Origin of the sequence: Lelliottia sp. 489 (genome assembly GCF_050435885.1) — a bacterium.
Classification (GTDB): Bacteria; Pseudomonadota; Gammaproteobacteria; order Enterobacterales; family Enterobacteriaceae; genus Enterobacter; species Enterobacter nimipressuralis.
In genome coordinates, this window is sequence record NZ_JBNDLC010000006.1 from 176197 (window position 1) to 201490 (window position 25294).

General features: G+C 57.0%; 26 protein-coding genes. 15 read left to right on the forward strand and 11 right to left on the reverse strand.

Annotated features, from left to right (window positions below; translation table 11 throughout):
- Positions 1-109 precede the first annotated feature (109 nt).
- From ABIE11_RS17885 to nirB, 4 genes are all read right to left on the reverse strand, one after another.
- Entirely contained in the window at positions 110-283 is a 174-nt protein-coding gene (locus tag ABIE11_RS17885) for a YhfL family protein (RefSeq protein ID WP_100778616.1), read from the reverse strand.
- A gap of 154 nt (positions 284-437) precedes the next feature.
- Positions 438-1811, reverse strand: coding sequence for a siroheme synthase CysG (gene cysG, locus ABIE11_RS17890; RefSeq protein ID WP_429185020.1), 1374 nt, complete (start codon positions 1809-1811; stop codon positions 438-440).
- Between the two features lie 152 nt (positions 1812-1963).
- Positions 1964-2290: a nitrite reductase small subunit NirD gene (nirD, locus tag ABIE11_RS17895; protein WP_102105343.1), complete on the reverse strand. Its 327-nt coding sequence runs from the start codon at positions 2288-2290 to the stop codon at positions 1964-1966.
- Entirely contained in the window at positions 2287-4830 is a 2544-nt protein-coding gene (gene nirB, locus ABIE11_RS17900; RefSeq protein ID WP_100778619.1) for a nitrite reductase large subunit NirB, read from the reverse strand. The genes nirD and nirB overlap by 4 nt, the downstream gene beginning before the upstream one ends.
- 240 nt (positions 4831-5070) lie before the next feature.
- Between nirB and ABIE11_RS17905 the strand changes: the two genes are divergently transcribed.
- Positions 5071-6387: a cytosine deaminase gene (locus tag ABIE11_RS17905; protein ID WP_102105345.1), complete on the forward strand. Its 1317-nt coding sequence runs from the start codon at positions 5071-5073 to the stop codon at positions 6385-6387.
- Positions 6388-6390: 3 nt separating this feature from the next.
- On the opposite strand, the gene tsgA is transcribed toward ABIE11_RS17905, so the two are convergent.
- Positions 6391-7575 carry an MFS transporter TsgA gene (gene tsgA, locus ABIE11_RS17910; protein ID WP_429185021.1) on the reverse strand — a complete coding sequence of 395 codons (1185 nt, stop codon included), beginning with the start codon at positions 7573-7575 and terminating at the stop codon, positions 6391-6393.
- A 276-nt stretch (positions 7576-7851) separates the two neighbouring features.
- On the opposite strand from tsgA, the gene ppiA reads away from it, so the two are divergent.
- From ppiA to argD, 5 genes are all read left to right on the forward strand, one after another.
- A complete protein-coding gene (gene ppiA, locus ABIE11_RS17915; protein ID WP_095283699.1) occupies positions 7852-8424 on the forward strand; it encodes a peptidylprolyl isomerase A in 573 nt (190 codons plus the stop codon).
- A gap of 106 nt (positions 8425-8530) precedes the next feature.
- Positions 8531-8698, forward strand: coding sequence for a YhfG family protein (locus ABIE11_RS17920; protein WP_100778622.1), 168 nt, complete (start codon positions 8531-8533; stop codon positions 8696-8698).
- Positions 8688-9290: a putative adenosine monophosphate-protein transferase Fic gene (locus ABIE11_RS17925; RefSeq protein ID WP_429185022.1), complete on the forward strand. Its 603-nt coding sequence runs from the start codon at positions 8688-8690 to the stop codon at positions 9288-9290. Before ABIE11_RS17920 ends, ABIE11_RS17925 begins: the two co-directional genes overlap by 11 nt.
- A gap of 32 nt (positions 9291-9322) precedes the next feature.
- Complete coding sequence (gene pabA, locus ABIE11_RS17930) at positions 9323-9886, forward strand: aminodeoxychorismate synthase component 2 (protein ID WP_429185023.1); 564 nt, start codon at positions 9323-9325, stop codon at positions 9884-9886.
- An 86-nt stretch (positions 9887-9972) separates the two neighbouring features.
- A complete protein-coding gene (gene argD, locus ABIE11_RS17935) occupies positions 9973-11193 on the forward strand; it encodes a bifunctional acetylornithine/succinyldiaminopimelate transaminase (protein WP_123429778.1) in 1221 nt (406 codons plus the stop codon).
- Between the two features lie 45 nt (positions 11194-11238).
- On the opposite strand, the gene ABIE11_RS17940 is transcribed toward argD, so the two are convergent.
- Positions 11239-13326: a YccS/YhfK family putative transporter gene (locus tag ABIE11_RS17940; protein ID WP_100778626.1), complete on the reverse strand. Its 2088-nt coding sequence runs from the start codon at positions 13324-13326 to the stop codon at positions 11239-11241.
- Positions 13327-13384: 58 nt separating this feature from the next.
- Complete coding sequence (crp, locus tag ABIE11_RS17945) at positions 13385-14017, reverse strand: cAMP-activated global transcriptional regulator CRP (RefSeq protein ID WP_000242758.1); 633 nt, start codon at positions 14015-14017, stop codon at positions 13385-13387.
- Between the two features lie 306 nt (positions 14018-14323).
- Here crp and ABIE11_RS17950 point away from each other — a divergent pair, with 306 nt between their 5' ends.
- Positions 14324-14728, forward strand: coding sequence for an OsmC family protein (locus ABIE11_RS17950; protein WP_429185045.1), 405 nt, complete (start codon positions 14324-14326; stop codon positions 14726-14728).
- An 83-nt stretch (positions 14729-14811) separates the two neighbouring features.
- Here ABIE11_RS17950 and ABIE11_RS17955 read toward each other — a convergent pair whose 3' ends face one another.
- The 3 genes from ABIE11_RS17955 to ABIE11_RS17965 are packed head-to-tail and all read right to left on the reverse strand — an operon-like array spanning position 14812 to position 16949.
- Positions 14812-15681, reverse strand: coding sequence for a phosphoribulokinase (locus ABIE11_RS17955; protein ID WP_100778627.1), 870 nt, complete (start codon positions 15679-15681; stop codon positions 14812-14814).
- Between the two features lie 30 nt (positions 15682-15711).
- Complete coding sequence (locus tag ABIE11_RS17960; protein ID WP_095283693.1) at positions 15712-15930, reverse strand: YheU family protein; 219 nt, start codon at positions 15928-15930, stop codon at positions 15712-15714.
- Entirely contained in the window at positions 15927-16949 is a 1023-nt protein-coding gene (locus tag ABIE11_RS17965; RefSeq protein WP_429185025.1) for a hydrolase, read from the reverse strand. The genes ABIE11_RS17960 and ABIE11_RS17965 overlap by 4 nt, the downstream gene beginning before the upstream one ends.
- A 279-nt stretch (positions 16950-17228) precedes the next feature.
- Here ABIE11_RS17965 and mdcA point away from each other — a divergent pair, with 279 nt between their 5' ends.
- The 8 genes from mdcA to mdcH all read left to right on the forward strand — a co-directional run bounded on the left by mdcA (position 17229) and on the right by mdcH (position 24279).
- Positions 17229-18884, forward strand: a complete 1656-nt coding sequence (mdcA, locus tag ABIE11_RS17970) for a malonate decarboxylase subunit alpha (protein ID WP_100778629.1) — start codon at positions 17229-17231, stop codon at positions 18882-18884.
- Entirely contained in the window at positions 18884-19741 is an 858-nt protein-coding gene (locus tag ABIE11_RS17975) for a triphosphoribosyl-dephospho-CoA synthase (protein ID WP_100778630.1), read from the forward strand. Before mdcA ends, ABIE11_RS17975 begins: the two co-directional genes overlap by 1 nt.
- Before the next feature lie 9 nt (positions 19742-19750).
- Positions 19751-20050: a malonate decarboxylase acyl carrier protein gene (gene mdcC / locus ABIE11_RS17980; RefSeq protein WP_100778631.1), complete on the forward strand. Its 300-nt coding sequence runs from the start codon at positions 19751-19753 to the stop codon at positions 20048-20050.
- Positions 20043-20876 (forward strand): biotin-independent malonate decarboxylase subunit beta, encoded by an 834-nt coding sequence (locus ABIE11_RS17985; RefSeq protein WP_129034801.1) that lies wholly within the window; start codon positions 20043-20045, stop codon positions 20874-20876. The genes mdcC and ABIE11_RS17985 overlap by 8 nt, the downstream gene beginning before the upstream one ends.
- Entirely contained in the window at positions 20876-21676 is an 801-nt protein-coding gene (gene mdcE / locus ABIE11_RS17990) for a biotin-independent malonate decarboxylase subunit gamma (RefSeq protein ID WP_429185047.1), read from the forward strand. The genes ABIE11_RS17985 and mdcE overlap by 1 nt, the downstream gene beginning before the upstream one ends.
- 127 nt (positions 21677-21803) lie before the next feature.
- Positions 21804-22763: an AEC family transporter gene (locus ABIE11_RS17995; RefSeq protein WP_429185027.1), complete on the forward strand. Its 960-nt coding sequence runs from the start codon at positions 21804-21806 to the stop codon at positions 22761-22763.
- Positions 22764-22765: 2 nt separating this feature from the next.
- Positions 22766-23386 carry a malonate decarboxylase holo-ACP synthase gene (locus ABIE11_RS18000; RefSeq protein ID WP_429185028.1) on the forward strand — a complete coding sequence of 207 codons (621 nt, stop codon included), beginning with the start codon at positions 22766-22768 and terminating at the stop codon, positions 23384-23386.
- Positions 23383-24279 carry a malonate decarboxylase subunit epsilon gene (mdcH, locus tag ABIE11_RS18005; RefSeq protein ID WP_429185029.1) on the forward strand — a complete coding sequence of 299 codons (897 nt, stop codon included), beginning with the start codon at positions 23383-23385 and terminating at the stop codon, positions 24277-24279. Before ABIE11_RS18000 ends, mdcH begins: the two co-directional genes overlap by 4 nt.
- Before the next feature lie 76 nt (positions 24280-24355).
- Here mdcH and ABIE11_RS18010 read toward each other — a convergent pair whose 3' ends face one another.
- Positions 24356-25288 carry a LysR family transcriptional regulator gene (locus tag ABIE11_RS18010; protein ID WP_100778636.1) on the reverse strand — a complete coding sequence of 311 codons (933 nt, stop codon included), beginning with the start codon at positions 25286-25288 and terminating at the stop codon, positions 24356-24358.
- Between the last annotated feature and the right edge of the window lie 6 nt (positions 25289-25294).

Below are 25294 nucleotides of genomic sequence, written 5' to 3' on the forward strand. Positions count from 1 at the left end.
GGGTGGTTTGACGTAGACCGGGAAAGCGCGAGCGCTACCCGGCGAAACAACCGCTCTGCACCCATAAAAAAACCGGGATATTCCCGGTTTTTTTGTGCCTGAAAAAGACTTACGGCTGTTCTGCCGCCGGGCCGCAGCCGCCGATCATTTTCGAAATCGAGATCGCAGGGTGCAGGAAGTAATCATAGCCGCAGTTGTTTTTGGTGTTTTGCACGTGACCCGTACACGCCGTCAGGGTAGATAACAAGCCAACTAACACAGCGGCTTTTGCCAGTTTAAACATACACTTTCCTTGTAATGGAGCCGTACTTTTGGATGTAAAATGAGGGAATTAATGGAAAAGATTCCATTTCGCAGGCGGTATGTTATCGGCAGGTGTCAGGCGGGAGTAGTCCGGTTAAAGACTACTCCCTGAAGTGTGAATATGCGGGGGGAGATTAATGGCTGGAGAACCAGTTCAGCTTTTCGCGCAGTTCGACCACGCGGCCGACAACGATCAGCGCCGGGCTTTCCATCTGCTGCGCCAGTTCACCCAGTTGAGTCAGAACGCCGCTCACCACGCGTTGCGTAATGGCAGTACCGTTTTCCACCAGCGCCACCGGCATATCCTCCGGCATACCGTGTTCCAGCAGTTTTTCCTGAATAGTGGCCGCCTGGTTTAGCCCCATGTAGAACACCAGCGTCTGTTTCTCTGCGGCCAGGTTATGCCAGTCCAGCTCGCTGCCGGTTTTCAGGTGGCCCGTCACCAGGCGCACGCTCTGGGCGTAATCGCGATGAGTCAGCGGAATACCGGAGTAGGCCGAGCAGCCGGACGCTGCCGTAATTCCCGGTACAACCGAGAACGGAATACCCGCATTGCAGAGCGTTTCCAGCTCTTCGCCGCCGCGCCCAAAGATAAACGGATCGCCGCCCTTGAGGCGCACCACGCGTTTTCCTTTTTGCGCTTCACGCAGCAGAATCTGGTTGATCTCTTCCTGCGGCACGCAGTGATACCCGGCGCGTTTACCGACAAAGACCCGGTCAGCGTCGCGGCGCACCAGATTCATGATGTCATCGGAGACCAGACGATCGTAAACCACGATATCCGCCTGCTGGATCTGCTGCAGCCCTTTCAGGGTCAACAGCCCCGCGTCACCCGGCCCTGCGCCGACCAACACCACTTCACCGCGATGGTCCAGCGGCTCGGTCAGCAGGCGTTCGGTGGTCTCGGTAATGGCTTTTTGATCCTGATTCGCCAGCGACTGTGCCAGGCGATCGTTTACAAAGAATTTTTCCCAGAAGCGACGGCGCTCGCCAACGGTGGCGAAGGTTTTCTTCACCCGCGAGCGGAGTTGCCCCGCGTAGTGCGCCACCTGACCAAGATGCTGAGGCAGTATCGCTTCCAGTTTCTCACGTAGCAAACGCGCCAGCACCGGAGAGGTGCCGCCGGACGACACCGCCACCATCAGCGGCGAGCGGTCGATAATCGACGGCATAATAAAACTGGCTTCTTTTGGCGCGTCGACCACATTGCAGAAAATACGGCGGGTTTCACAGGCGTCGCTGACGCGCTGGTTCACTTCGTCGTTATCTGTAGCGGCAATGGTCAGCCAGCAGGTGTCGAGCAGCGCTTCGTCGAATTCGCCTTCGACCAGTGTCAGCATGCCTTCCTGCGCCCATACGGTGAACTGAGGGTCAAAGGCGAGGGCATTCACCGTCAGTCGGGCACCCGCTTCTAACAGGAGACGCGCTTTGCGTTCAGCGACATCGCCACCGCCCACCAGCAGGCAGTCGCGATGGCGTAATTGACAGAAAATCGGCAGGTGATCCACGACATTACCTCTTAAGAGTGAGCTTTCGCCTTAACAGTTGCGATGGTTTACGGAGTCGGATGCTCCGCTTAGTGAGTAGCATACCCGTAACGACAAGCGTCATACAGAAAACATGTGAAACGTACGGGAGGCATTGCGCCTCCCGTTCTGGTTTAGCCTTTCAGCTGCACGTTGCCGTCTTTCACGCGAACGTCGTAGTGCTTCACAGAGTGACTTTCATCTTCCATACAGTGCCCGTCCGTTAAGCGGAAACGCTGTTTTTTCAGCGGGCTGGCGACCCACAGCTCGCCCTGGTGTTCAGCAATCAGGCCGCGAGACAACACGCTGGCCTCAAAGAACGGGTCAATATTACTGATCGCGAAGAGCTGTTCATCGTGGCGCGGGCGGAAGATCGCCACATGCTCGTTGCCCAGCAGCGCACAGACGCCCGTCGCCGGAATGATGTCGTCGATTTTGCAGATGTTTACCCACTGGCTCATACGTTTTCCTCCACCAGAGTCACCGGAATGCGCTCGTAAGGCGTTGCCGGACGGTGCTGCTCGCGCTCAGGAACAACCTGTACGTTCGGATCGCGCTGGGTGCTGTTGATAAAGTGTTTGAAGCGAACCTGCGCGGCTGGCGTATTGACGGTTTCTGTCCACTCGCAAATGACGGCCTCGCGCAGGCGGGCAATCTCTTCTTCCAGATGCTCGTTCAGGCCAAGTTTATCGTCGATGATCACCGATTTCAGATATTCGATGCCGCCTTCCAGGTTATCGAGCCAGGAGGCGGTACGGGTCAGTTTGTCGGCGGTACGAATGTAGAACATCATGAAGCGGTCGAGATACTTGAGCAGGGTTTCGCGATCGAGATCGGCCGCCAGCAGGTCGGCGTGACGCGGCTTCATCCCGCCGTTACCGCATACGTACAGGTTCCAGCCTTTTTCGGTGGCGATAATCCCCACGTCTTTACCCTGCGCTTCCGCACATTCGCGGGTACAGCCGGAGACGCCAAACTTCATTTTGTGTGGGGTACGGATGCCTTTGTAGCGGTTTTCCAGCTCAACGCCAAAGCCCACGCTATCGCCCACGCCGTAACGGCACCAGGTGCTGCCGACGCAGGTTTTCGCCATACGCAGCGCTTTGGCATACGCGTGACCGGTTTCGAAGCCTGCTTCGATCAGCTGACGCCAGATTTCCGGCAGGTCATCTTTCTGCGCGCCAAACAGGCCGATACGCTGGGAACCGGTGATTTTGGTGTACAGATTAAATTCGCGCGCCACGCGGCCCACGGCCACCAGCCCTTCCGGGGTGATTTCGCCACCGGCGGAACGTGGGATCACAGAGTAAGTCCCGTCTTTCTGAATGTTCGCCAGGAAGTTGTCGTTGGTGTCCTGCAGCGGCGTGTGCTCTGGCTTCAGGATGTATTCATTCCAGCAGGAAGCCAGCAGTGAACCGACGGTCGGTTTACAGACTTCGCAGCCGTAGCCCTGACCGTGTTTTTGCAGCAGTTCGTCGAAGGTTTTGATGCCTTCCACGCGGATCAGGTGGTAAATCTCCTGGCGTGAGTAAGAGAAGTGCTCACACAGGTTGTTGTTCACTTCGATGCCCTGTTTCGCCAGTTCGGCGTTCAGCACCTGGGTGACCAGCGGGATACAGCCGCCGCAGCCGGTACCGGCTTTGGTTTCGGCTTTCAGGGCGGCGACGGTATGGCAGCCTTTGTTGATCGCCGAAATCAGCATGCCTTTGGTCACGTCGAAGCAGGAGCAAATCTGCGCGCTGTCGGGCAGTTTATCCACGCCGATAGAAGGTTTACCGTTGGAGGCGTGAGCCGGCAGGATCAGCGCGTCCGGGTTTTCCGGCAGTTCGATGGCGTTCAGGACCAGCTGCAGCAGGTTACCGAAATCGCTGGTATCCCCCACCAGCACCGCACCCAGCAGGTTTTTGTTGTCCTGACTGACGATCAGGCGTTTGTAGACTTCTTTGCTTTCGTCGAGGTAAACGTAGCTGCGACAGCCTGGTGTGCGACCGTGCGCATCGCCGATCCCGCCGACGTCCACGCCGAGCAGTTTCAGCTTGGCGCTCATGTCTGCGCCGGTGAAGGCATTTTCGTTACCGAGAATATGGTCAACGGCGACCTGCGCCATTTTGTAGCCGGGAGCCACCAGACCATACACGCGGTTGTTCCAGCTGGCGCATTCGCCGATGGCGTAAATGTCCGGGTCGGAGGTCTGACAGGCGTCGTTAATCATGATCCCGCCGCGCTGAGCCACGGCCAGACCGCACTGGGTCGCCATTTTGTCGCGCGGACGGATACCGGTGGAGAAGACGATGAAGTCGACTTCCAGCTCGCTGCCGTCGGCAAAGCGCATGGTTTTACGCGCTTCGGTGCCTTCCTGAACAATCTCTTTGGTATTTTTGCTGGTGTGAACTTTCACACCCATGCTTTCGATTTTACGGCGCAGCTGATCGCCACCCATGTGGTCGAGTTGTTCAGCCATCAGCATCGGGGCAAATTCGATGACGTGGGTTTCGACCCCCAGGTTTTTCAGCGCGCCTGCCGCTTCGAGGCCCAGCAGACCGCCGCCGACTACCGCACCGCGTTTACTGCGGCGCGCACAGGATTCGATCGCTTTGAGGTCTTCAATGGTACGATAAACGAAGCAATCCTGCGTTTCCGAGCCTTTGATTGGCGGGATCCACGGGTAAGAGCCAGTCGCCATGATCAACTTATCGTAAAAAACCGTGCGTCCGGCACTGGAGTGGATCACTTTTTCCTGGCGGTTGATGGTGATAGCGCGTTCGCCCACCAGCACCTTGACGCCATGCTTCTCGTAGAAACCTTCGCGCACCAGCGAAAGTTCTTCCGCGGTGTGATGAGAGAAGTAGGAAGAGAGGTGTACACGATCGTATGCTTTGCGGGGTTCTTCACAGAAGACGGTAATATCGAACTGGGCAGCGTCAGCTTTATCAAGGAGATCCTCAATAAAGCGGTGGCCGACCATGCCGTTACCGATAATAGCGAGTCTGACTTTGCTCATTTTTGCCTCGATTTCTTTTCTATTACTGCCTACCTTAACGATTCAGCAGGGGCACTTATTGATGCAAATCAAATACGCCTTAACCTACCACTTAGTGGGTATATACCTGATTTGTCAGGATTTTTATAAGTCATGGAAATAGCACGCTTTTCGCGAGCGTCTAATTTATATACAAATTAGGGGGCTAATGATTACGATGACGTACCCCTTAATTTCAGCCGCATTTTTCGGGAGAAAGGTATGACGACAACACCGCTTTGGCTGGTTCAGAATGTTCGGTTACCTGGCCGGGAAGGGTTATGGCAAATCGGCATTGAGAATGGCCGTTTTGCAGAGATCACCCCGATGCGCGACGCTCATGACGAAAGTTATGAAGTGCTTAACGCTCGCGGTGGACTGGCGATTCCGCCGTTTATCGAGCCTCATATTCATCTGGATACGACGCAAACCGCCGGGGAACCCAGCTGGAACCAGTCGGGGACGCTGTTTGAAGGCATCGAACGCTGGGCCGAACGCAAGGCGCTGCTCAGCCATGACGATGTCAAAGCCCGCGCGTGGAAAACGCTGAAGTGGCAAATCGCCAACGGTATCCAGTTTGTGCGCACCCATGTGGATGTCTCCGATCCGACCCTTACCGCCCTGAAAGCGATGCTGGAAGTGAAGCAGGAAGTGGCGCCGTGGGTTACGCTGCAAATCGTCGCATTCCCGCAGGAAGGCATTCTCTCTTATCCCAACGGCGCGGCGCTGCTGGAGGAAGCCTTAAAACTGGGGGCCGATGTGGTCGGGGCGATCCCGCACTTTGAATTTACCCGCGAGTACGGCGTGGAATCCTTGCACATCGCCTTCGCGCTGGCGAAAAAATATGACCGCCCGCTGGATATCCACTGCGATGAGATCGACGATGAGCAGTCGCGCTTCGTCGAAACCGTCGCCATGCTGGCGTACGAGGCGGGCATTGGCCATCGCGTGACTGCCAGCCATACCACGGCGATGCACTCCTACAACGGCGCTTACACGTCGCGCCTGTTCCGCCTGCTGAAAATGTCAGACATCAATTTTGTCGCCAATCCGCTGGTGAATATCCATCTGCAAGGGCGTTTTGACGACTATCCGAAACGCCGCGGCATCACTCGCGTGAAAGAGCTGCTCGAGGCAGGAATTAACGTCTGCTTCGGTCATGATGACGTCTTTGATCCCTGGTATCCGCTGGGGACGGGCAATATGTTGCAGGTGCTGCACATGGGGCTGCATGTTTGCCAGATGATGGGCTATCCGCAAATCGACAGCGGGTTAAATCTGATCACGCACAACAGCGCCAGAACGTTTGGCCTAACGGATTACGGCATCGAAACGGGTCATCCGGCGAACCTGATTATTCTGCCTGCTGAGAGCGGTTTCGAAGCGGTGCGTTGCCAGGTGCCGGTGCGCTGGTCGATTCGTCAGGGACGGGTGATCGCCACCACACAGCTGGCACAAACGTGGATACAAACCGATAGCGGGGGAGAGGAAGTGAGTTTTACACGAAACAGCCCCTTCACCGATGGCAAAGGGGCGTAGGCATTAGTGAGAAGCCGCTGCCGTGTTGTGCTGACGGTGGCGGGTGACAAAGCCCAGAATCAGACACATCACGAACACCACGGCGTACAAGCCGTTAGCCGTGTGCAGGGCTGCCAGCGGGCCACTGTGCGCCACGATAGGACCGGTCACCACGAAAGTCAGCATGGTGCCGATGGTGCCGCAGGTCAGCACAAAGTTCACCAGCTTCGGCGACGCCACTTTGGTTTGCAGGGAGCCAAGCGTGATGATCGAGGTGTAAATCGCGCTGGAGAAGAAACCGAGGGTCAGAATGAACCACGGCATATGCTCCGGCGAACCGTTGATGAACAGATACATCAGCACGGTTGCCAGGCCCGCCAGTACGGTCAGGATGCGCTGCAGATCGAAGAAGCGCAGGATGAAGCTAAACGCCCACATGCCAAACATGTACGACATCCAGAAATCACTCACCAGTTTACCGGCGTCGTTCAGACTCATGCCCAGCCCTTTGGCATATTCCGGCACCCAGGAGATAAAGCCCAACTGGCCGAGGATGTAGCACAGCGCGGCAATGGAGAGGAACAGCACGCCGATTCCCCATTTCTCTTTCACCATCGGCTCAGAGGTTTGCACCGCTTTTTTGCCCAGTACCGGGAAATCGCAGCCGAAGGTCAGAATAAAGATAGCGACGTACACCAGCCCGATGCAGGCATAAACCCAGTACCACTCGATGCTACGCGCCAGCAGAACGGCGGCCACCATTGGGAAGATCATCCCCGCCATGCTGAAGAACGAGTCGGTGAACAGCAGACGCGCGCCGCGCTGGCGGCCTTCATACATGTGGGTGATCAGGAAGGTCCCGATGGACATGGTGATCCCGCTGACCAGCCCGAGAACGAACATCGACGCCGAGAACAGGGCGATACTGTGGCTGACCATCAGGCCCGCCACGGCGGCGACCATCAGCACAAAGCCGAAGCGCAACTGAGTTTTCAGCGGCACGATTTCCATCAGCCAGGCGTTTAAAAAGATCGAAATCAGGATCCCGGCGTTCAGGAAGGTGAAGGTGTTACTCATGCTGGAAACAGGTAGCTGGAAATAATCGGCAATGTTGCCCATTACCATCCCGGTGACGATCACCAGTGCGCCGGTGAGGGCGTACGAGAAGAAGCTGATCCATGTGAGCTTGATGCGGTTGCTGTTAGTCATGTCTGCCTTGTATATGTACGTAAAGCGCGTTGACGCGCGAAGTGCGGGCAGATTTTAGTCATTAAAGTGATCTATTTAAATCTTTTCTGAAAATTATGAGCATCGTTACAGTATTTATCATGACGTAAGTCACCTTTTTACCCGCTGGATTCAACTGTTTGCGCCGTTACAACTGTTTCAAATTCGTAAAATTAGGTAAAAGGCTGGCCTCCATCCATACTGCTCTTTAGAATCAAGCAACTTGCCTTATTTACCGCGCTTTTTTAAGGAATTCTCATGCTCAAATCAACTCTGGCGGCTGTCGCAGCTGTGTTTGCTCTTTCTGCTGTCTCTCCTGCTGTTCTCGCAGCGAAAGGCGACCCCCATGTTTTGCTGACAACGTCCGCCGGGAATATTGAGCTGGAACTGAATAGCCAGAAAGCTCCTGTTTCTGTGAAAAACTTCCTTGATTACGTAAATAGCGGTTTCTATAACAACACCACATTCCACCGTGTGATCCCGGGCTTCATGCTCCAGGGCGGCGGTTTTAACGAGCAGATGCAGCAGAAACAGCCTAACGCGCCGATCAAAAACGAAGCCGATAACGGCCTGCGTAACACCCGTGGCACCATCTCCATGGCACGTACTGCCGACAAAGACAGCGCGACCAGCCAGTTCTTCCTCAACGTTGCTGATAACGCCTTCCTCGATCACGGTCAGCGTGATTTTGGATATGCAGTCTTCGGTAAAGTTGTGAAAGGCATGGACGTGGCGGACAAGATCTCTCAGGTGCAGACCCACGACGTCGGTCCATACCAGAATGTGCCGACAAAACCGGTAGTTATCCTCTCCGCAAAAGTGCTGCCGTAAGATTCTCCTCTGCGGGCATTCTCGCCCGCATTGCTTTCCCCTCCCTGCGAAAGCGCAGTTTGCTGCTTATACTTGTGGCAAACGGACACATTCAGGGAGGCGTTAAGTGAAAAAACTCACCGATAAGCAAAAATCCCGTCTCTGGGAGCAGCAGCGAAATACCAATTTCCAGGCCAGCCGCCGTCTCGAAGGCGTCGATAGCCCGTTAGTCACGCTCAGTGCGCAGGACGCCGAGGTTCGTATTCAGGAACTCAGGAGGCACTATGAGCGATAAAATTGGTGACGACCGCGATCCGTACCTCTATCCCGGCCTGAATGTGATGCGTAATGCGCTCAGTATTCGTCAGGCGGAGCGCCTGGCACAGGCCTCCTACGAACTCACCGCCCTGCGCGCGGCCACGCTGCCTCTCGGCCCGCCGGTCCGTGGGTTACCGCATCTGTGCGCCATCCATCGCCACCTTTATCAGGATATTTTTAGCTGGGCTGGGGCGATTCGTGAGGTCGATATCTATCAGGGCGATACCCGTTTTTGCCATTTTGCGTACATCGAAAAAGAGGGCAACGCCCTGATGCAGGACCTGGAGGAGGAGCACTATCTGACCGGCCTTGAGCGCGAGGCGTTTATTGCCAGACTCAGCCATTACTACTGCGAGATTAACGTGCTGCACCCGTTTCGCATTGGCAACGGCATCGCGCAGCGCGTCTTCTTCGAGCAGCTGGCAATCCATGCGGGCTATCAGCTGAGCTGGCAGGGGATCGATCCGGATGCGTGGTCGGCGGCCAACCAGAGCGGGGCGATGGGCGATCTGACCGCGCTCAACGCCATCTTTGCCAAAGTAGTGAGCGAAGCGCGGGAAACTGAGTAGAATAGGGCGGCTATTTTTGTCCCGGAGCCGCCATGATCCTGCTGATTGATAACTACGATTCCTTTACCTGGAACCTTTACCAGTACTTTTGTGAACTGGGCGCAGAGGTCATTGTCCGGCGTAACGATGACATCACGCTGGCTGATATCGACGTACTGGCCCCGCATAAAATCGTGATTTCACCGGGGCCGTGTACGCCTGACGAATCGGGTATTTCGCTGGAGGTCATCCGCCACTATTCCGGCAAACTGCCGATTCTGGGGGTTTGTCTCGGTCATCAGGCTATCGCGCAGGTGTTTGGTGCGACCATTGTTCGTGCCGAACGCGTGATGCACGGCAAAACCTCACCGGTCACCCACACCGGCGTGGGGGTGTTTCAGGGGCTGAATAACCCGCTGACCGTCACGCGCTACCACTCGCTGGTGATCGACCCGCCCACGCTTCCTGCGTGCTTTGACGTCACCGCCTGGAGCGACACCCGGCAGATCATGGGCATTCGCCATCGCGAGTGGGACCTCGAAGGGGTGCAGTTCCACCCGGAGAGCATTCTGAGCGAACAGGGCCACCAGCTTCTCGCCAATTTCCTCAATCGCTGAATTTTTATTGCCTTGTTGTGATTTTTTATGCATATTTTGTGATTATATTTTCACAATTAATGTGGCATAAAACGGACGGGCATGACATGGCAACTGAACAACCTGCAATTACGCGCGCAACATTCGATGAAGTGATTCTGCCGGTTTATGCACCGGCGGAGTTTATCCCGGTGAAAGGGAAAGGCAGTCGGGTATGGGATCAACAGGGCAAAGAGTACGTTGATTTTGCGGGCGGCATTGCGGTGACGGCGCTGGGGCACTGCCATCCGGCGTTGGTTGAGGCGCTGAAAACCCAGGGGGAAACCCTGTGGCACACCAGCAACGTTTTCACCAACGAACCGGCGCTGCGCCTGGGCCGTAAGATCATTGATGCCACCTTTGCCGAGCGTGTACTGTTCATGAACTCCGGCACCGAAGCCAATGAAACCGCCTTTAAGCTGGCGCGCTATTACGCTTCCACGCGTCACAGCCCATACAAAAGCAAGATTATTGCATTCCATAACGCCTTCCATGGCCGTTCGCTGTTCACCGTTTCCGTGGGCGGGCAGCCGAAATATTCCGACGGTTTTGGTCCAAAACCTGCTGATATTATCCACGTGCCGTTTAACGATCTGCATGCGGTCAAAGCGGTGATGGACGATCACACCTGCGCGGTGGTGGTTGAGCCGATCCAGGGCGAGGGCGGCGTGATGGCCGCGACGCCAGAATTTCTGAAAGGACTGCGCGAGCTGTGCGATGAGCATCAGGCGCTGCTGGTCTTTGATGAAGTGCAGAGCGGTATGGGGCGTACCGGCGATCTGTTTGCCTATATGCACTACGGCGTAACGCCGGATATCCTGACCAGCGCCAAAGCGCTCGGCGGCGGTTTCCCGGTGAGCGCCGTCCTGACGACGCAAGAGATCGCCTCAGCCTTCCACGTTGGCTCTCACGGCTCCACTTATGGCGGCAACCCGCTGGCGTGCGCGATCGCCGGGGCGGCGTTCGATATTATCAACACCCCGGAAGTGCTGAACGGCGTAAACGCGAAGCGTGAGCAGTTTGTGCAGCATCTCCAGCAGATCGATGCGCAGTACGACGTGTTCAGCGATATTCGCGGCATGGGACTGTTAGTCGGTGCGGAACTGAAGCCGCAGTACAAAGGTCGCGCGCGCGATTTCCTCCACGCCGCTGCCCACGAAGGGGTGATGGTGTTGAATGCCGGGCCGGATGTGATGCGCTTTGCGCCGTCGCTGGTGATTGAAGGGCAGGATATCGATGACGGTATGAACCGCTTTGCCAGTGCGGTGAAGAAGATCGTTCAGGGCTAGTGGAGTCGCGGCTTCGTTTTGTTCCGACCTACGGAGCCGCAAACCTCACGACGTCTTACGGCGCATAATCCTCGTCAGCCAAATTCCGTGATGCGGACGCTGACGCCACGCCACCGACGAAATGGTGTGCATGGTGTTCAGGTGTCCTATTACGCGCTGTAAATGCTGTTCCAGAGTGCTCATTGGCCCGTGGGTGAGCGTCTCTGGCGCTTCCAGAATATTGGAATCTCCCGACTCTCCCGGCGCGTCGTACTCCAGACGCTGCTGGCAACGCTGCAATGCAATTTCACACGACTGCAAATAGCGCTGCGCCAGATCCGGCGTCAGCATTGTGTGCTCGCGCGCCAGGGTCGTCATCGCGTTAATGTGTTCGACGATGAACTGGCTGTGCGTCACCCATAGTTTCATATCTGCCAGATAGTCTGAATTAAAGCCCGGCTCCTGCATCGCCTGGTTGAGGGAGTTATACAGTGCGTTGTGCGCCTGATTGACCTTCATACGTTCGTACGCCAGCGGCGAAGGTTTGGGATCGTCGCTCAGGATCAGACGAATGGCCTGCTGGTCCGCTTCGAGGGCGTCGTGGGCGTTCTGGCGCAGCAGCCCGCTCTGCCACTGTGGCCACAGCCAGACCATGCCGCCGAAGGCGATCAGACAGCCAATCAACGTATCCACCAGCCGCGCCACGATAAACTGCTCGCCATTCAGGGTCAGCAGTTGCAGGGTGTATACCGCCGTCACCGTAAACCCAACCATTGCCCAGCCGTAGTTTTTGCGGATGATCAGATAGCCGACCAGGGTAATGACCAGCATTCCCAGCAGGGTATAGCCGTCAGGAACATGGAAGTGCAGTGTGATACCGGCAATCACCAGCCCGGCAAACGTCCCGAGCGCACGGTGTAGAATTCGCACGCGCGTCGCGCCATAACCATTCTGGGTGACAAACAGCACGGTCATTAAAATCCAGTAGGGCTTGGGTAAGTGCAGCGCGACGCCCATCAGGCTGGCGATGCTCAGCATTACGCTGATGCGTGCGGCATTGCGCAGGGCGGAAGATTTCAGTGATAAATAGCTTTTCAGTGCCGGCAGCAGCGGCAGACGCTTTTGTTTATCGGCCATCAGGTCGCGCGGGTAGAGCGGGCGCTGAGTGCGCAGTACGCGTGCGATGCGACTAAAGTGCCACGCGCAGAACTGCCCAACCGGATTATCCGGATGCTGACGGGCAATTTTCTCCAGCGCGCCCAGCTGTTTATCCATCGTAAAACGCGTGGGATAACGGTGGTAAAGAATATCGTCAGCCAGCACCCGCAGGCGGGCCGCGACGGTCTGGGCATTCCAGCGGATCACCGCTTCGGCGTGGCTGCGCTCCACCAGTTTTTGCACCTCCTGCGGGTGATGCAGACTGACCGAAATATGCTCCTGCAGATCAAGCCCCACCTGGAAGACGCGCAGCAGTCGCTTGTATTCATGGTTTTTATTGGCCGCCAGCATGTGCAGCTGCTGATAGCACTGGCTGATTAAGTCGACCACTTTTTGCTGGCGCGTAAGCAGCGGGGGCAATGATTTTTCCGGGTCTGTGTGTTGCGTCAGCAGGGTGTATTTGGCTTCGCAATAGTCCGCGAGCTGGACGTAGAGCAAGCTCAGGGATTCGCGCAGAGGCTGCTCCCGCCACATCCAGAACCAGAACCAGTTAAACAGCCCGTACCACAGGGTACCGAACGTATAGATCAGCAGCGGCTCCCAGACGGGCATATTTCCGGCGAGGCTCAGTGTGAAAATAGCCGCTATCAGTGAGGCGGGCAGCAGGCGAGCGTGCAGCGAACTGATCTCCGCCGTGACGCCCAGCGTCATCGCCAGCACGGTCAGGATTAACGGCAGCGGGATATCACGGGCCAGCAGCAGCTGCACGGCCAGGCTACATCCGGCGAACAGGCAGCCGCCGATAATCAGGCGTTTGAAAAAGCGTTTATGCGGTGTATCGAGACCGGCAATGTTGCAGCAGGCAGGAACGAGAGAGAACAACAGCCCATGTTGCAGATGGCCCAGGATTAAACCGACAGCCACGGGAAGACATAACACCAGAGTTTGACGTAGTGCGTAGTTAACTTCGGGGTGATAAATCAGCCTGCGCCACATGATCGTCAGAGACAAAAACGGCGTGACACCTTGCGATGGCACGCCGTTCGTTCCGGAATTAACGCGTTCCGTAGACCACGATAGTTTTACCGTGAGCGGAGATCAGGTTTTGATCTTCCAGCATTTTCAGGATACGGCCAACGGTTTCACGAGAACAGCCGACGATCTGACCAATCTCCTGACGGGTAATTTTAATTTGCATACCGTCCGGGTGGGTCATGGCGTCAGGTTGTTTCGCCAGGTTCAGCAGGGTCTGCGCGATGCGGCCTGTTACGTCCAGGAAGGCGAGGTTACCCACTTTCTCGGAAGTGACCTGCAGGCGGCGAGCCATCTGCGAAGAAAGACGCATCAGGATGTCCGGGTTTACCTGGATCAGCTGGCGGAATTTCTTATAGGAGATCTCTGCAACTTCACACGCGGTTTTCGCACGCACCCAGGCGCTACGTTCCTGGCCTTCTTCAAACAGGCCCAGTTCACCGATGAAATCGCCCTGGTTCAGATAAGAAAGGATCATCTCTTTCCCTTCTTCATCTTTGATCAGCACTGCCACCGAGCCTTTGACGATGTAATACAACGTTTCCGCTTTTTCACCCTGGTGAATCAGCGTGCTCTTCGATGGGTACTTATGAATGTGGCAATGAGACAAGAACCATTCGAGAGTCGGGTCTGTTTGCGGTTTGCCAAGCACCATGCGCTGTTATCCTCTGTTATAAGCTGTCTCAGAGTCAAAATCGCATCCTGACTCTGGGGTTGCAATCGAATTCTTACCCGTACCTGGGAAGTGGCTGTCGCACTGTTCGCAGCCAGTAAAGTTTGATGTCCTCTGCATACATGTGTAACGTCAATGTATTACTGTAGCATCGAGACTGTTTTAGCATAGCTTTAGCCGCGTGTCTCCTGGTGTCTCGCTTCAGCATGATGCAGGTCGCCTTCCGTTGCGAGAATTGTAACGCACGCGTAATCTGTTCGGAAAAATGCAACTTTGGAGTTAATGAAAATGCAAGCGCGTGTGAAATGGGTTGAAGGTTTAACGTTCCTTGGCGAATCCGCTTCAGGACACCAGATTTTGATGGACGGCAACTCCGGAGATAAAGCGCCAAGCCCGATGGAAGTGGTGCTGATGGCGGCGGGCGGATGCAGCGCGATTGACGTGGTTTCGATTTTGCAGAAAGGCCGTCATGACGTGACGGACTGCGAAGTGAAGCTGACGTCAGAGCGTCGCGAAGAGGCGCCACGTCTGTTTACGCACATCAACTTGCATTTTATCGTCACCGGTAAAGAGCTGAAGGATGCGGCGGTTTCCCGTGCGGTGGATCTGTCTGCGGAGAAGTACTGCTCCGTGGCACTGATGCTGCAAAAAGCGGTGAACATTACGCATTCGTACGAAGTGATCGACGCTTAACACTACGCCCGGTAGCGCTACGCTTGCCGGGCCTGTCACCGCATGATTCAGCCGGATAGCGAAGTGCCCTCCGGCGACTGAAATCAGGCGATCTTCTTGCCTTCCATCAGCCGTTGCACCAGCGGCATCATGATCAATTCCATCGCCAGACCCATCTTCCCGCCCGGGACCACTAATGTATTGATATGGGAAATGAATGAACCCTGCAGCATCGCCAGAAGCCAGGGGTAATCAATGTCTTCCAGATTGCGGAAGTGAATCACCACAAAACTCTCGTCCAGCGACGGAATTGTTTTCGCCGCAAACGGGTTAGAGGTGTCCACCGTCGGGACGCGCTGGAAGTTGATGTGGGTGCGCGAGAACTGCGGCGTCAGGAAGTTGATGTAATCTTCCATCGAGCGTACGACCGAATCCATCACCGCTTCACGCGAATGGCCGCGCTCGCTCATGTCACGGGTCAGCTTCTGAATCCACTCCAGATTGACAATCGGCACCACGCCGACCAGCAGATCCACGTGGCGCGCCACGTCGTGCTGTGGCGTTACCACGCCGCCGTGCAATCCTTCATAAAATAACACGTCCGTCGGCTCCGGCAGGGGCTGCCACGGTGTGAATGTGCCAGGAACCTGATTCCACGGCACCGCTTCATCGTAGGTGTGCAGATATTTACGCGACTGACCTTTTCCCGTGTGGCCGTAGTCCTGAAAAGTTTGTTCCAGCAGGCCAAAGTCGTTGGCGTCTGGCCCGAAATAGCTGATGTGTTTACCTAAATCCCGGGCCTTGCGGATAGCCATGTCCATTTCAGGACGGGTGAAGCGATGAAAACTGTCGCCCTCAACCTCGGCAGCGCGCAGATTGAGCTGCGCGAAAATCTTGCGAAAAGCGAGGCTGGTGGTGGTGGTTCCCGCACCACTCGAACCCGTAACGGCAATAACCGGATGTCTGGCGGACATAGCAACTCCCTGACTGGAAAAATGGAACAATCAACCGCGAAACTGATTGCGCGGCATGATGTTGACGGTTTCGTGCAGTTCAGACCACACCAGCAACACCTCGCCACTCTGTAGCTGCCGTTTTACATCGGCGACCTTTTGTTCAAGCGAACGCTCATGTTCACCATAATCGGTGCCTTCGCGTAATACAAAGCTTTCAATCAGGCTATCCAGCGTTTCGGGAGCCAGATCCTGCCAGGGAATCATCATTTTATTCTCTCCAGAAATGGGGTTAACCAGTCAGGGATGCGCGATTCCAGCCACATTTTCGGGCGAAGCAACGTCCCGGTGATAAAGCCGACGTGGCCGCCGTGTTCGGTCAGCTGATACTGCACGTTCGCAGGCAGATGTTCCGGGGCCGGAATGGAGTGATGATCCATAAAGGGATCATCCTTCGCATGGATGATCAGCGTCGGCTTGGTGATCTGGTTCAGCAATGGCATCGCGCTACACTGACGATAGTAGTCGATCGCGTCGGCAAAGCCGTGGATCTTCGATGTGATCAGATCATCAAACTCGCGAAGACGGCGCATCCGCTTCAGCTGTTGCAGGCTGATGGGCAGGGTGTCCGGATAGGCCTTTAGCTTACGCGCGGCGTTAGCTTTCAGCAGGTTGAGCAGATAGCGCTGATAGACCCGCGAAAAACCCTTTTCCATATGGTAGCTGCACTGCTCAAGCATGAACGGCGCGGAGACAATCACCGCCGCATCCAGCGGAACGTTATTGCTCTCTTTTGCCAGCAGGCAGGCGAGCATATTACCGCCCAGGGAGTAGCCTACGGCGGCCGTCGGCACGGTGCCGAAGGTAGTGCTTAACCAGTGTAAAAACCAGGTGCCGTCTTCGGTTTCGCCAGAGTGATAAATTCGCTCACGGCGATTCGGCTCGCCGCTACAACCGCGAAAGTGCATCACGACGCCGAGCCAGCCGCGTGATTTTGCCGCGTGGATCAGCCCGTGGGCATAGGGGCTGTGCAGGCTCCCTTCCAGGCCATGAAACACTACCAGACGCGGTTTGTGCCTGGCTTGTTCGGGATCTTCGCTCCAGGCTAAATCCACGAAATCTCCGTCCGGCAGGTCGAGGCGCTGCCAGTGCGGCGTAAACTGCAGTTTTCGGCGCAAAATACGCGGCAGCATGGTCTGCAGATGTGGGTTCGCCACACCCCGCATGGGGATGAATGCTGCGCTCTCATCGCTTGCGATGTCGAAATCTGATGGAATAATTTGAGTCATAACGATGCAATGTTAATTCTTGTCAGTCATTTACTATACCTTCCGAATTGTACCCTGTTTATAAAAACGAAGAGCGTTTACCTCCGATTCAGCCATTTCTGCCACCTCTGGCATTTTTTCGCGTGATGCGAACTGATCTCGATCACAAATCTTTACCTCGATTATTACTCTCAGGCTAATGATTCCACACTACGCTTAATTGATGCCTTTCTCACCAGAGCGCACACTTTGTTCAGCGTTAAGCAAATCAGAATGATGTGCTGAATCAGGAGGTTAATAATGTTATCTGGGCAAACACCCGCCCGGGTCTGGAACACGCGTCGCACTGAAAAAGCGCGCCGCCTGGCTTCTGTCCCGGTGCAAGGCAAGGTTCTGCCAACCGACGATCTTGTCGCCATGCTGGAAAAACTGATTGCTCCGGGCGATAAAGTCGTACTGGAAGGCAACAACCAAAAGCAGGCTGATTTTCTGTCCCGTTCACTGGCCGAGGTCAATCCGCAAATCGTGCATGACCTGCATATGATCATGCCAAGCGTCGGTCGCAGTGAGCATCTCGATATCTTCGAAAAGGGCATCGCCCGCAAACTCGATTTCTCCTTCTCCGGAACCCAAAGCCTGCGTATTTCGCAGCTGCTGGAGGACGGCCAGCTCGAAATCGGTGCCATTCATACTTACATCGAACTCTACTCCCGCCTGTACGTCGATCTTTCGCCAAACGTGGCGCTGATTGCCGGTTTTAAAGCGGACCGCAAAGGCAACCTTTATACCGGCGCAAGCACCGAAGACACGCCTGCACTGGTGGAAGCCGCCGCGTTCCACGACGGGATCGTCATCGCTCAGGTGAACGAGCTGGTGGACGACGAGTGCGATCTGCCGCGCGTCGATATTCCTGGCTCGTGGATTGATTACGTGGTCGTTGCCGACAAGCCGTTCTTCATCGAACCGCTGTTTACCCGCGACCCGCGTCTCATCAAACAAGAACACATCCTGATGGCGATGATGGCGATTAAGGGCATCTACGCGGAACACCAGGTGCAGTCTCTGAACCACGGTATTGGCTTTAACACCGCAGCGATTGAGCTGCTGCTGCCGACCTACGGCGAACAGCTCGGTCTGAAGGGCAAAATCTGTAAGCACTGGACCCTGAACCCGCACCCAACGCTGATTCCGGCGATTGAAAGCGGCTGGGTCGAGAGCGTCCACTGCTTCGGCGGTGAGCTGGGGATGGAAGAGTACATCCGTGCCCGTCCTGACGTGTTCTTTACTGGTGCCGACGGCTCGATGCGTTCCAACCGTGCATTCTGCCAGCTGGCAGGCCAGTACGCGGTGGATATGTTTATCGGTTCGACCCTCCAGGTTGACGGCTATGCCAACTCCTCGACTGTGACCCGCGGTCGCCTGTCGGGCTTCGGCGGTGCGCCAAACATGGGCCACGATCCCCACGGTCGTCGTCATGCCACGCCAGCATGGCTCAACATGATCACCGAACCAGACCCGATGCAGCGCGGTAAAAAGCTGGTGGTGCAGATGGTGGAAACTTTCCAGGCGGGCGTTAAACCGACCTTCGTGGAAAAACTCGATGCCGTTGAAGTGGCGAAAACCTCCGGGATGCCGCTGGCGCCAGTCATGATTTACGGCGATGACGTGACGCACGTGCTCACCGAAGAGGGGATTGCGTATCTCTATCGCGCTGAAAATCTCGAAGAGCGCCGCGCAATGGTTGCGGCAGTGGCCGGGATCACCGACATCGGCCTGGGCGTGGACGCCAAACGCGTCGCTGCGCTGCGCCAGAGTGGCAAAGTGGTCTATCCGGAAGATATGGGTATTCGTCGTACCGATGCGACCCGATCTCTACTGGCAGCCGGGAGTGTCTCTGACCTGGTGGAATGGTCTGGCGGTCTTTACAACCCACCTGCGAAATTCCGGAGCTGGTAATGAAACTTCTGCCACAGATTCAGGTTGAAGGCGGTGCCGAATGGCTGGCGCGAACCGCCACGCAGTGTCTGATTGACGAAGCACGATTAAGCCCGAAACCCGGTCTGGTGGACAGTCGGGGGAATGGCGCGCACCTGGATCTCTCGCTCGCGTTAATGGAGCGGTCCGCGCACAGCCTGACCCCCACGTTTCAGGCACTGGCACAGCAAAGCTGGCAACGTCCGGCCGACATTGCGCTCAGACAAACCATCGGCAGGCTCGGCCGTGAGGGCGAGCAGAACATGATGGCGGCCACCCAGGGAGTGAACACCCACCGTGGCGCAATCTGGGCGCTCGGACTGCTGGTAAGCGCGGTAGCGATGCTGGGCGGCGACGCGCGTCCGCAGACTATCGCACGGACTGCAGCCGAACTGGCCACGCTGCCCGATGACGCCGCCCCGAAAGTGTTCAGCAAAGGGCTTCGCGCCACGCACCGCTACCGGGTGCCGGGCGCTCGCGAAGAGGCGCAGCAGGCGTTCCCACACGTTTTACAGCGGGCACTGCCGCAGCTTCGTCTCAGCCGCCTGAACGGCAGCAGCGAATCGCACGCCAGGCTTGATGCGCTGATGGCCATCATGACCTCGCTGACCGACACCTGCGTGCTCTCCCGCGCCGGGATGGAAGGACTGGAGACGATGCAGGACGGCGCTCGCGCCGTGCTGAATGCGGGTGGAACCGCGCAGCCTGAAGGCCAGCGCGCTTTGGCGGAACTTGACCGCCGGATGCTGGCGCTCAACGCCTCTCCGGGTGGTGCCGCCGATCTGCTTGCCGCCACGCTGTTCCTCGACCGCGTCGAGACGCCTTATTCAAAGCATTAAGAGGATGTTATGGAAAAAATCACATTGACCGTGCCAGCCAGCCGCGAAGTAAGCGGCAGGGCGCTGGCAGGGGTTGTTGGTTCTGGTGATATGGAGGTGTTATTCACCGCCGATCAGAGCCAGACCTTAACCATCGATATCACCACTTCCGTCGACAACAGCCGTGGTCGCTGGGAGGCGCTATTCAACCGTCTGCACACCGTGAGCAGCCTGCCTGCCGGTCGCCTCACCATTCATGACTTTGGTGCCACCCCTGGCGTGGCGCGCATTCGTATTGAACAGGTCTTTGAAGAGGTGAGCCATGCGTGACGATCTGAGTTTTATCGAATTAAAAGCGCGCCAGCGTGCGCACGCGCTGCTGGACGATGGCAGCTACCGTGAACTGCTGGACCCGTTTGAAGGCATTACCTCTCCGTGGCTCGGCGCACAGGGTATCGTGCCGCAGGCCGACGACGGGATGGTGGTCGCGAAAGGGACCATTAACGGTCAGCCCGCAGTGGTCGTGGCGATAGAAGGTGCGTTCCAGGGCGGCAGTATGGGCGAAGTCTCAGGGGCCAAAATGGCCGCCGCACTGGAACTGGCGGCAGAAGATAACCGCAACGGTATCCCGACCCAGGCGGTGCTTTGCCTCGAAACCGGCGGCGTTCGTCTGCAGGAAGCGAATCTCGGCCTGGCGGCGATTGCTGATATTCACGCGGCGATTGTCGATTTACGTCGCTATACGCCGGTCATCGGGATTGTCGCAGGGACCGTCGGTTGCTTCGGTGGGATGTCGATTGCGGCGGCCCTGTGCAGCTATCTGATTGTCACCCGCGAAGCACGTCTCGGTCTTAACGGCCCGCAGGTTATCGAGCAGGAAGCCGGGATTGATGAGTACGACTCCCGCGACCGTCCGTTTATCTGGAGCATGACCGGCGGCGAAATCCGCTATGAAAGTGGTCTGGTCGATGCCCTGGTGGGCGACGGCGTCAACGCGGTGAAACAGGCGATGAACGAGGCCATTGCCAAAGGGGTTCCGGCTGCGCATCGCACCGATAACTATGATGATTATTTGAATCGTCTGAGCCATTTCGACACCCGCAAACAGGCGGATACCGAACAGATCCATGCGCTTTTTGCCCGGGAGGTGAAATGATGACTACTACAATCAGCCGCGGCGAACTCTGGCTGCAAACGCTCGCCCCACATGCCCACCGTCTGTCAGGGCTATGCCCGTCCGTGCAGGCCGCTGACGGTGAACTGAACGGTGAGACCGTACGTTTCGTTGCCGTGGTCCCGGATGCGAACAACCATTTCCCGCGCGCCGCGCAGGGTGAAGTGGGGCTGCTGGAGGGCTGGACGCTGGCTAAAGTGGTGAGCGAAACCATTGCCGCTGATGCCGATAAAGCCGTTAAACGCCCTATCGTGGCGGTGATCGACGTGCCCAGCCAGGCGTATGGCCGTCGCGAAGAGGCGTTCGGTATCCATCAGGCGCTGGCCGGTGCAGCTGCGGCGTATGCCAATGCGCGTCTGGCCGGTCATCCGGTCATCGGCCTCATCGTCGGCAAAGCGATGTCGGGTGCTTTCCTGGCACACGGCTACCAGGCAAACCGCCTGATTGCCTTTAACGACAAGGGCGTGTTGATTCATGCGATGGGCAAAGAGTCTGCCGCACGTATCACCCTGCGCACCGTCGACGCGCTGGAAAAACTGGCGGCCACCATCCCGCCAATGGCGTATGACATCAGTAACTACGCCACGCTCGGGCTGCTCGCCGATCTGCTGGACATCAGCAATCCGGATGCCCCTTCCGACAGCGATCTGGCGCAGGTGAAAACCACTCTGCAACAGGCCATCAACGACGCACGTCAGGACACCACGCTGAAAAGCCGCCTGGGTGCTGACAACCGCCGCAGCTCTGCTCTGGTACGCGAACGTATGCGAGCAAGCTGGTAATTAAAAAAAAGTCCTGCCAGATGCAGGGCCACGTGGGCGCACTCGCTGCGCCTGCGCGGGAACCTGCATCCTGAAAATAATAATCATCGCGCCAGTGCTATCTCTTTTTTTAAATTACAGGTGATTTATGACTTACGTAATTGTTCATGCTCTTGCTCCGATTTTTGTCATCATGCTGCTGGGATTCTGGGCCGGTAAGGCCAAAATGGTCGACAACAAAAATGTCTCCCTGCTGAATATCTTTGTGATGGATTTTGCGCTGCCTGCGGCGCTGTTTAGTGCCACAGTACAAACCTCGTGGACGGGGATCCTCGCCCAGTCGCCGCTGATTCTGGTGCTGACGCTGGCAATGTGGATCACCTACGCGGCGATCTATTTCCTGGCCACCAAGGTCTTTAAAAAATCCCCGCAGGATGCGGCCGTACTGACCCTGACGGTGGCCCTGCCTAACTATGCGGCGCTCGGTCTGCCCATTCTCGGCAGCGTGCTCGGGGAAGGTTCGTCCACCTCGCTCTCCGTGGCGGTTTCCATCGCCTGTGGTTCTGTCCTGATGACACCGTTCTGCCTGCTGATTCTGGAACGCGAAAAAGCGCGTGCCGAAGGCGGCAACAGCGGTTCAACTCTGGCGATGCTGCCGGTGCTAATGTGGCGCTCTATCAAAAAACCGATCGTGATGGGCCCGCTGCTCGGGGTGATTCTGTCGGCTATTGGTATCAAAATGCCGGAACTGGTTCTGGCGGCGATTAAACCGCTGGGTCTGGCGGCTACGGCGGCAGCGCTGTTCCTGACCGGGGTGATCCTCTCTGCGCGTAAACTGCAAATCAACACCATGGTGATCACCTCCACTATCGCCAAACTGCTGATTCAGCCTGCCATTGCCTGGGGTCTGGTGCTGATTTTCGGTCTGCATGGATCTGTGGCGATCACGGCAATTCTGATGATTGCGCTCTCCGCAGGTTTCTTTGGCGTGGTCTTCGGCAACCGTTTTGGCGTGCAGTCTCCTGATGCAGAAGCGGTGCTGCTGTTAAGCTCGGTCCTGTGTATCCTGTCTCTGCCGCTGTTTATCTCGCTGACTTCAGGAATGTAATTATGATCCCAACATTACGCCCACACGATCTTATCTGGCTTAACGCGCGCGACGCGCTGGAAGGTATCACCGAAACCTGGGTGGATGGCGTGTGGCATACCGGTCTGCCTGTGGTGGTGCGGCGTGATGTTGATGGTACCGGACGGATCCCCGTCGGCGTGCGCGGTTTGAAACGCGAGCAACGCGCCGCCGGTTGGGTTAACCCAGAGCGCGTGACCCGCGTGGTATCTCCGGAAAATTTAAGCGTCGCGACCGATTTGCTGCGCTCGCCGTTTATCACCCAGCCGCCCGTGCAGGTGGCGTTTCAGGTTGCGCAGCAGGCGTGGTCCTGGACGTGGGGGATAACCGGCAGTACCGGCTACGCGCTGGCAACCGGCGTTCCGGTGATCCATGCCGAGAGCGATCTGGATCTGCTGATCCGGGCGCCCGTGCCGCTGCCTCAGGAAGCGTTCCAGCGCTGGGCGGCGCAGCTCGGTAGTGCGTTGTGCCGCGTGGATACGCAGGTGGAAACCCCTGCGGGCGGGTTCGCGCTGAACGAGTGGCTGCGCGAGGGCAGAGCGCTGCTAAAAACGCATCGTGGGCCCCGCCTGGTAGCCGACCCGTGGGGCAGGGAGGAGTCATGAAAATTTTGTTTACCTTCCCGGGACAGGGGACGCAGCGTGCAGGCATGCTGCAGGACCTGCCGGGTACAGAGAAAGCGGTAGCGCGCGAGGTTTTGGGTGAAGAAGCGGATCGGCTGGATTCCCCCGACGCGCTGAAACACACCCGCGCGGTGCAACTGTCCCTTCTGATCGCTGGCGTTTCCTGGGCGCGAGAACTGGAACGACGTGGCGTGACGCCAGATATTGTCAGCGGCCTGTCGATTGGTGCTTATCCTGCTGCCGTGATCGCCGGTGCACTGACGTTTACCGACGCGCTTCGGCTGGTGGCCTTGCGCGGTGATTTGATGGAGCAGGCGTATCCCCACGGCTACGGTTTGACGGCCATCATGGGGCTGACGCTGCCACAGGTGGAGGCGCTCCTCGCGGGCACTGGCACGTACATCGCTAACCTTAACGCGGAAACGCAGATTGTGATTGCCGGCACCGATGAGGGAATGGCCGAAGTGGCAAAACGCGCGCTGGAGAAGGGCGCAAATAAAGCCCATCGGCTGGCGGTGAGTGTGCCTTCGCATTGTGAACTGCTGGCGGCACCGGCGCAGAAACTGGCGGAGGCGTTCAGCCATGTGACCCTTTCTCGCCCGCGCTGTGCCTGGCTCAGCGGCAGTACCGGACGCGTATTATGGGCGCCGGAGAAAATTGCCGACGATTTAGCCATGAACATGGCGCGTACGGTGCGCTGGCAGGAAGCGGTGATTTCCGCCAACGAGCGTGAGGCGCGACTGGCGATAGAGATGCCTCCCGGCGGTGTGCTGACGTGCCTGACGCGACAGGCGGCGTGGGAAGGTGAAGCGGTTTCGCTCGAGCGTAGCGGCGTGGATGTGGCGGTGCATCTGGCAAAACGTCTTCGCGGGTAGTTTTGCCTGTTGGCGCCGGGTTTTAATTCCTGGGAAATCCTGCGTCGGGTAACGCGGAGTTACATCCGGCAAAGCATCAGCTACCGTCCTGCAAACTGCGGGCGTACATTCGCCCCTCTGCAGCCAGTGCCCGCAGGCTCGGGTCTTGTTCGCGGTTGCGGGCAAAGACAATCGCGATCAGCTGTTGCATCTGGTACGGCTGCGCCAGCTTCAGCAGCTGCACGGAGTTCTCGTAAACCTTTTTCATCCTGCCGGGCATCAGCGTAAAGCCCACACCCGCCTGCACCAGACTTAACATCGAGAAGATATCATTCACACGGGTGACGATTTCCGGCTCAAAACCGGCAATCTGGAACGCGTCCTGAAAACCGGCGTAGGTGGCAAACCCTTCCGCCAGCGAGACGAACTTCTGATCTTTGTAATCGCGCAGATCGGCCAGGCCGTTACTGTTGAGTTTGGCCGACGCGGGCGCGGCGAGGAAAATGTCGTCGTGGAACAGGGGCAGCACTTCGAGGGTATTTCGGTCGATATCGCTTTCGGAGATGGAGATCAGGATTGCGTCCAGCGCGCCTTCATCGAGCAGATGGAGCAGGGTGTCGTTAGAGCCCATCGTCAGGTCCATCTCCAGGTCCGGACGGCGCAGCTTCATCCCCATAATCAGCCGTGGGACGGTTTCCATCGTCAGGGAGTAAAGCGTACCGACGCGCAGGCGCCCCTGTCCTATCCCGGCGATTTTGCGCGACTCTTCCAGCCCGCGTTCCATCACCTGCATCACTTCCTGGCAGTACTCCAGCAGTGTCCAGGCGGAAGGCAACGCAATCAGATTGCGTCCTTTGTGGGTGAACAGCGGGCAGCGAACGTTCTCTTCCAGGGTATGCAGGGCGCGGTGCACGCTGACACCGCTCAGGCCCAGAGCCTCGGCGGTGCGGGCGATATTGCCCTTTTCCATGAAGGTCATGAAAATACTCAGTTTGCGAAATGTGATGTCGCTCGTGATGTCGATAGTCATAACCTT

Coding starts and splice junctions, on each gene's coding strand:
- ABIE11_RS17885 (WP_100778616.1), bottom strand. CDS start 283: ATGTTTAAACTGGCAAAAGCCGCTGTGTTAGTTGGCTTGTTATCTACC.
- nirD (WP_102105343.1), bottom strand. CDS start 2,290: ATGAGCCAGTGGGTAAACATCTGCAAAATCGACGACATCATTCCGGCG.
- nirB (WP_100778619.1), bottom strand. CDS start 4,830: ATGAGCAAAGTCAGACTCGCTATTATCGGTAACGGCATGGTCGGCCAC.
- ABIE11_RS17905 (WP_102105345.1), top strand. CDS start 5,071: ATGACGACAACACCGCTTTGGCTGGTTCAGAATGTTCGGTTACCTGGC.
- tsgA (WP_429185021.1), bottom strand. CDS start 7,575: ATGACTAACAGCAACCGCATCAAGCTCACATGGATCAGCTTCTTCTCG.
- ppiA (WP_095283699.1), top strand. CDS start 7,852: ATGCTCAAATCAACTCTGGCGGCTGTCGCAGCTGTGTTTGCTCTTTCT.
- ABIE11_RS17925 (WP_429185022.1), top strand. CDS start 8,688: ATGAGCGATAAAATTGGTGACGACCGCGATCCGTACCTCTATCCCGGC.
- pabA (WP_429185023.1), top strand. CDS start 9,323: ATGATCCTGCTGATTGATAACTACGATTCCTTTACCTGGAACCTTTAC.
- argD (WP_123429778.1), top strand. CDS start 9,973: ATGGCAACTGAACAACCTGCAATTACGCGCGCAACATTCGATGAAGTG.
- ABIE11_RS17940 (WP_100778626.1), bottom strand. CDS start 13,326: ATGTGGCGCAGGCTGATTTATCACCCCGAAGTTAACTACGCACTACGT.
- crp (WP_000242758.1), bottom strand. CDS start 14,017: ATGGTGCTTGGCAAACCGCAAACAGACCCGACTCTCGAATGGTTCTTG.
- ABIE11_RS17950 (WP_429185045.1), top strand. CDS start 14,324: ATGCAAGCGCGTGTGAAATGGGTTGAAGGTTTAACGTTCCTTGGCGAA.
- ABIE11_RS17955 (WP_100778627.1), bottom strand. CDS start 15,681: ATGTCCGCCAGACATCCGGTTATTGCCGTTACGGGTTCGAGTGGTGCG.
- ABIE11_RS17960 (WP_095283693.1), bottom strand. CDS start 15,930: ATGATGATTCCCTGGCAGGATCTGGCTCCCGAAACGCTGGATAGCCTG.
- ABIE11_RS17965 (WP_429185025.1), bottom strand. CDS start 16,949: ATGACTCAAATTATTCCATCAGATTTCGACATCGCAAGCGATGAGAGC.
- mdcA (WP_100778629.1), top strand. CDS start 17,229: ATGTTATCTGGGCAAACACCCGCCCGGGTCTGGAACACGCGTCGCACT.
- ABIE11_RS17975 (WP_100778630.1), top strand. CDS start 18,884: ATGAAACTTCTGCCACAGATTCAGGTTGAAGGCGGTGCCGAATGGCTG.
- mdcC (WP_100778631.1), top strand. CDS start 19,751: ATGGAAAAAATCACATTGACCGTGCCAGCCAGCCGCGAAGTAAGCGGC.
- ABIE11_RS17985 (WP_129034801.1), top strand. CDS start 20,043: ATGCGTGACGATCTGAGTTTTATCGAATTAAAAGCGCGCCAGCGTGCG.
- mdcE (WP_429185047.1), top strand. CDS start 20,876: ATGACTACTACAATCAGCCGCGGCGAACTCTGGCTGCAAACGCTCGCC.
- ABIE11_RS17995 (WP_429185027.1), top strand. CDS start 21,804: ATGACTTACGTAATTGTTCATGCTCTTGCTCCGATTTTTGTCATCATG.
- ABIE11_RS18000 (WP_429185028.1), top strand. CDS start 22,766: ATGATCCCAACATTACGCCCACACGATCTTATCTGGCTTAACGCGCGC.
- mdcH (WP_429185029.1), top strand. CDS start 23,383: ATGAAAATTTTGTTTACCTTCCCGGGACAGGGGACGCAGCGTGCAGGC.
- ABIE11_RS18010 (WP_100778636.1), bottom strand. CDS start 25,288: ATGACTATCGACATCACGAGCGACATCACATTTCGCAAACTGAGTATT.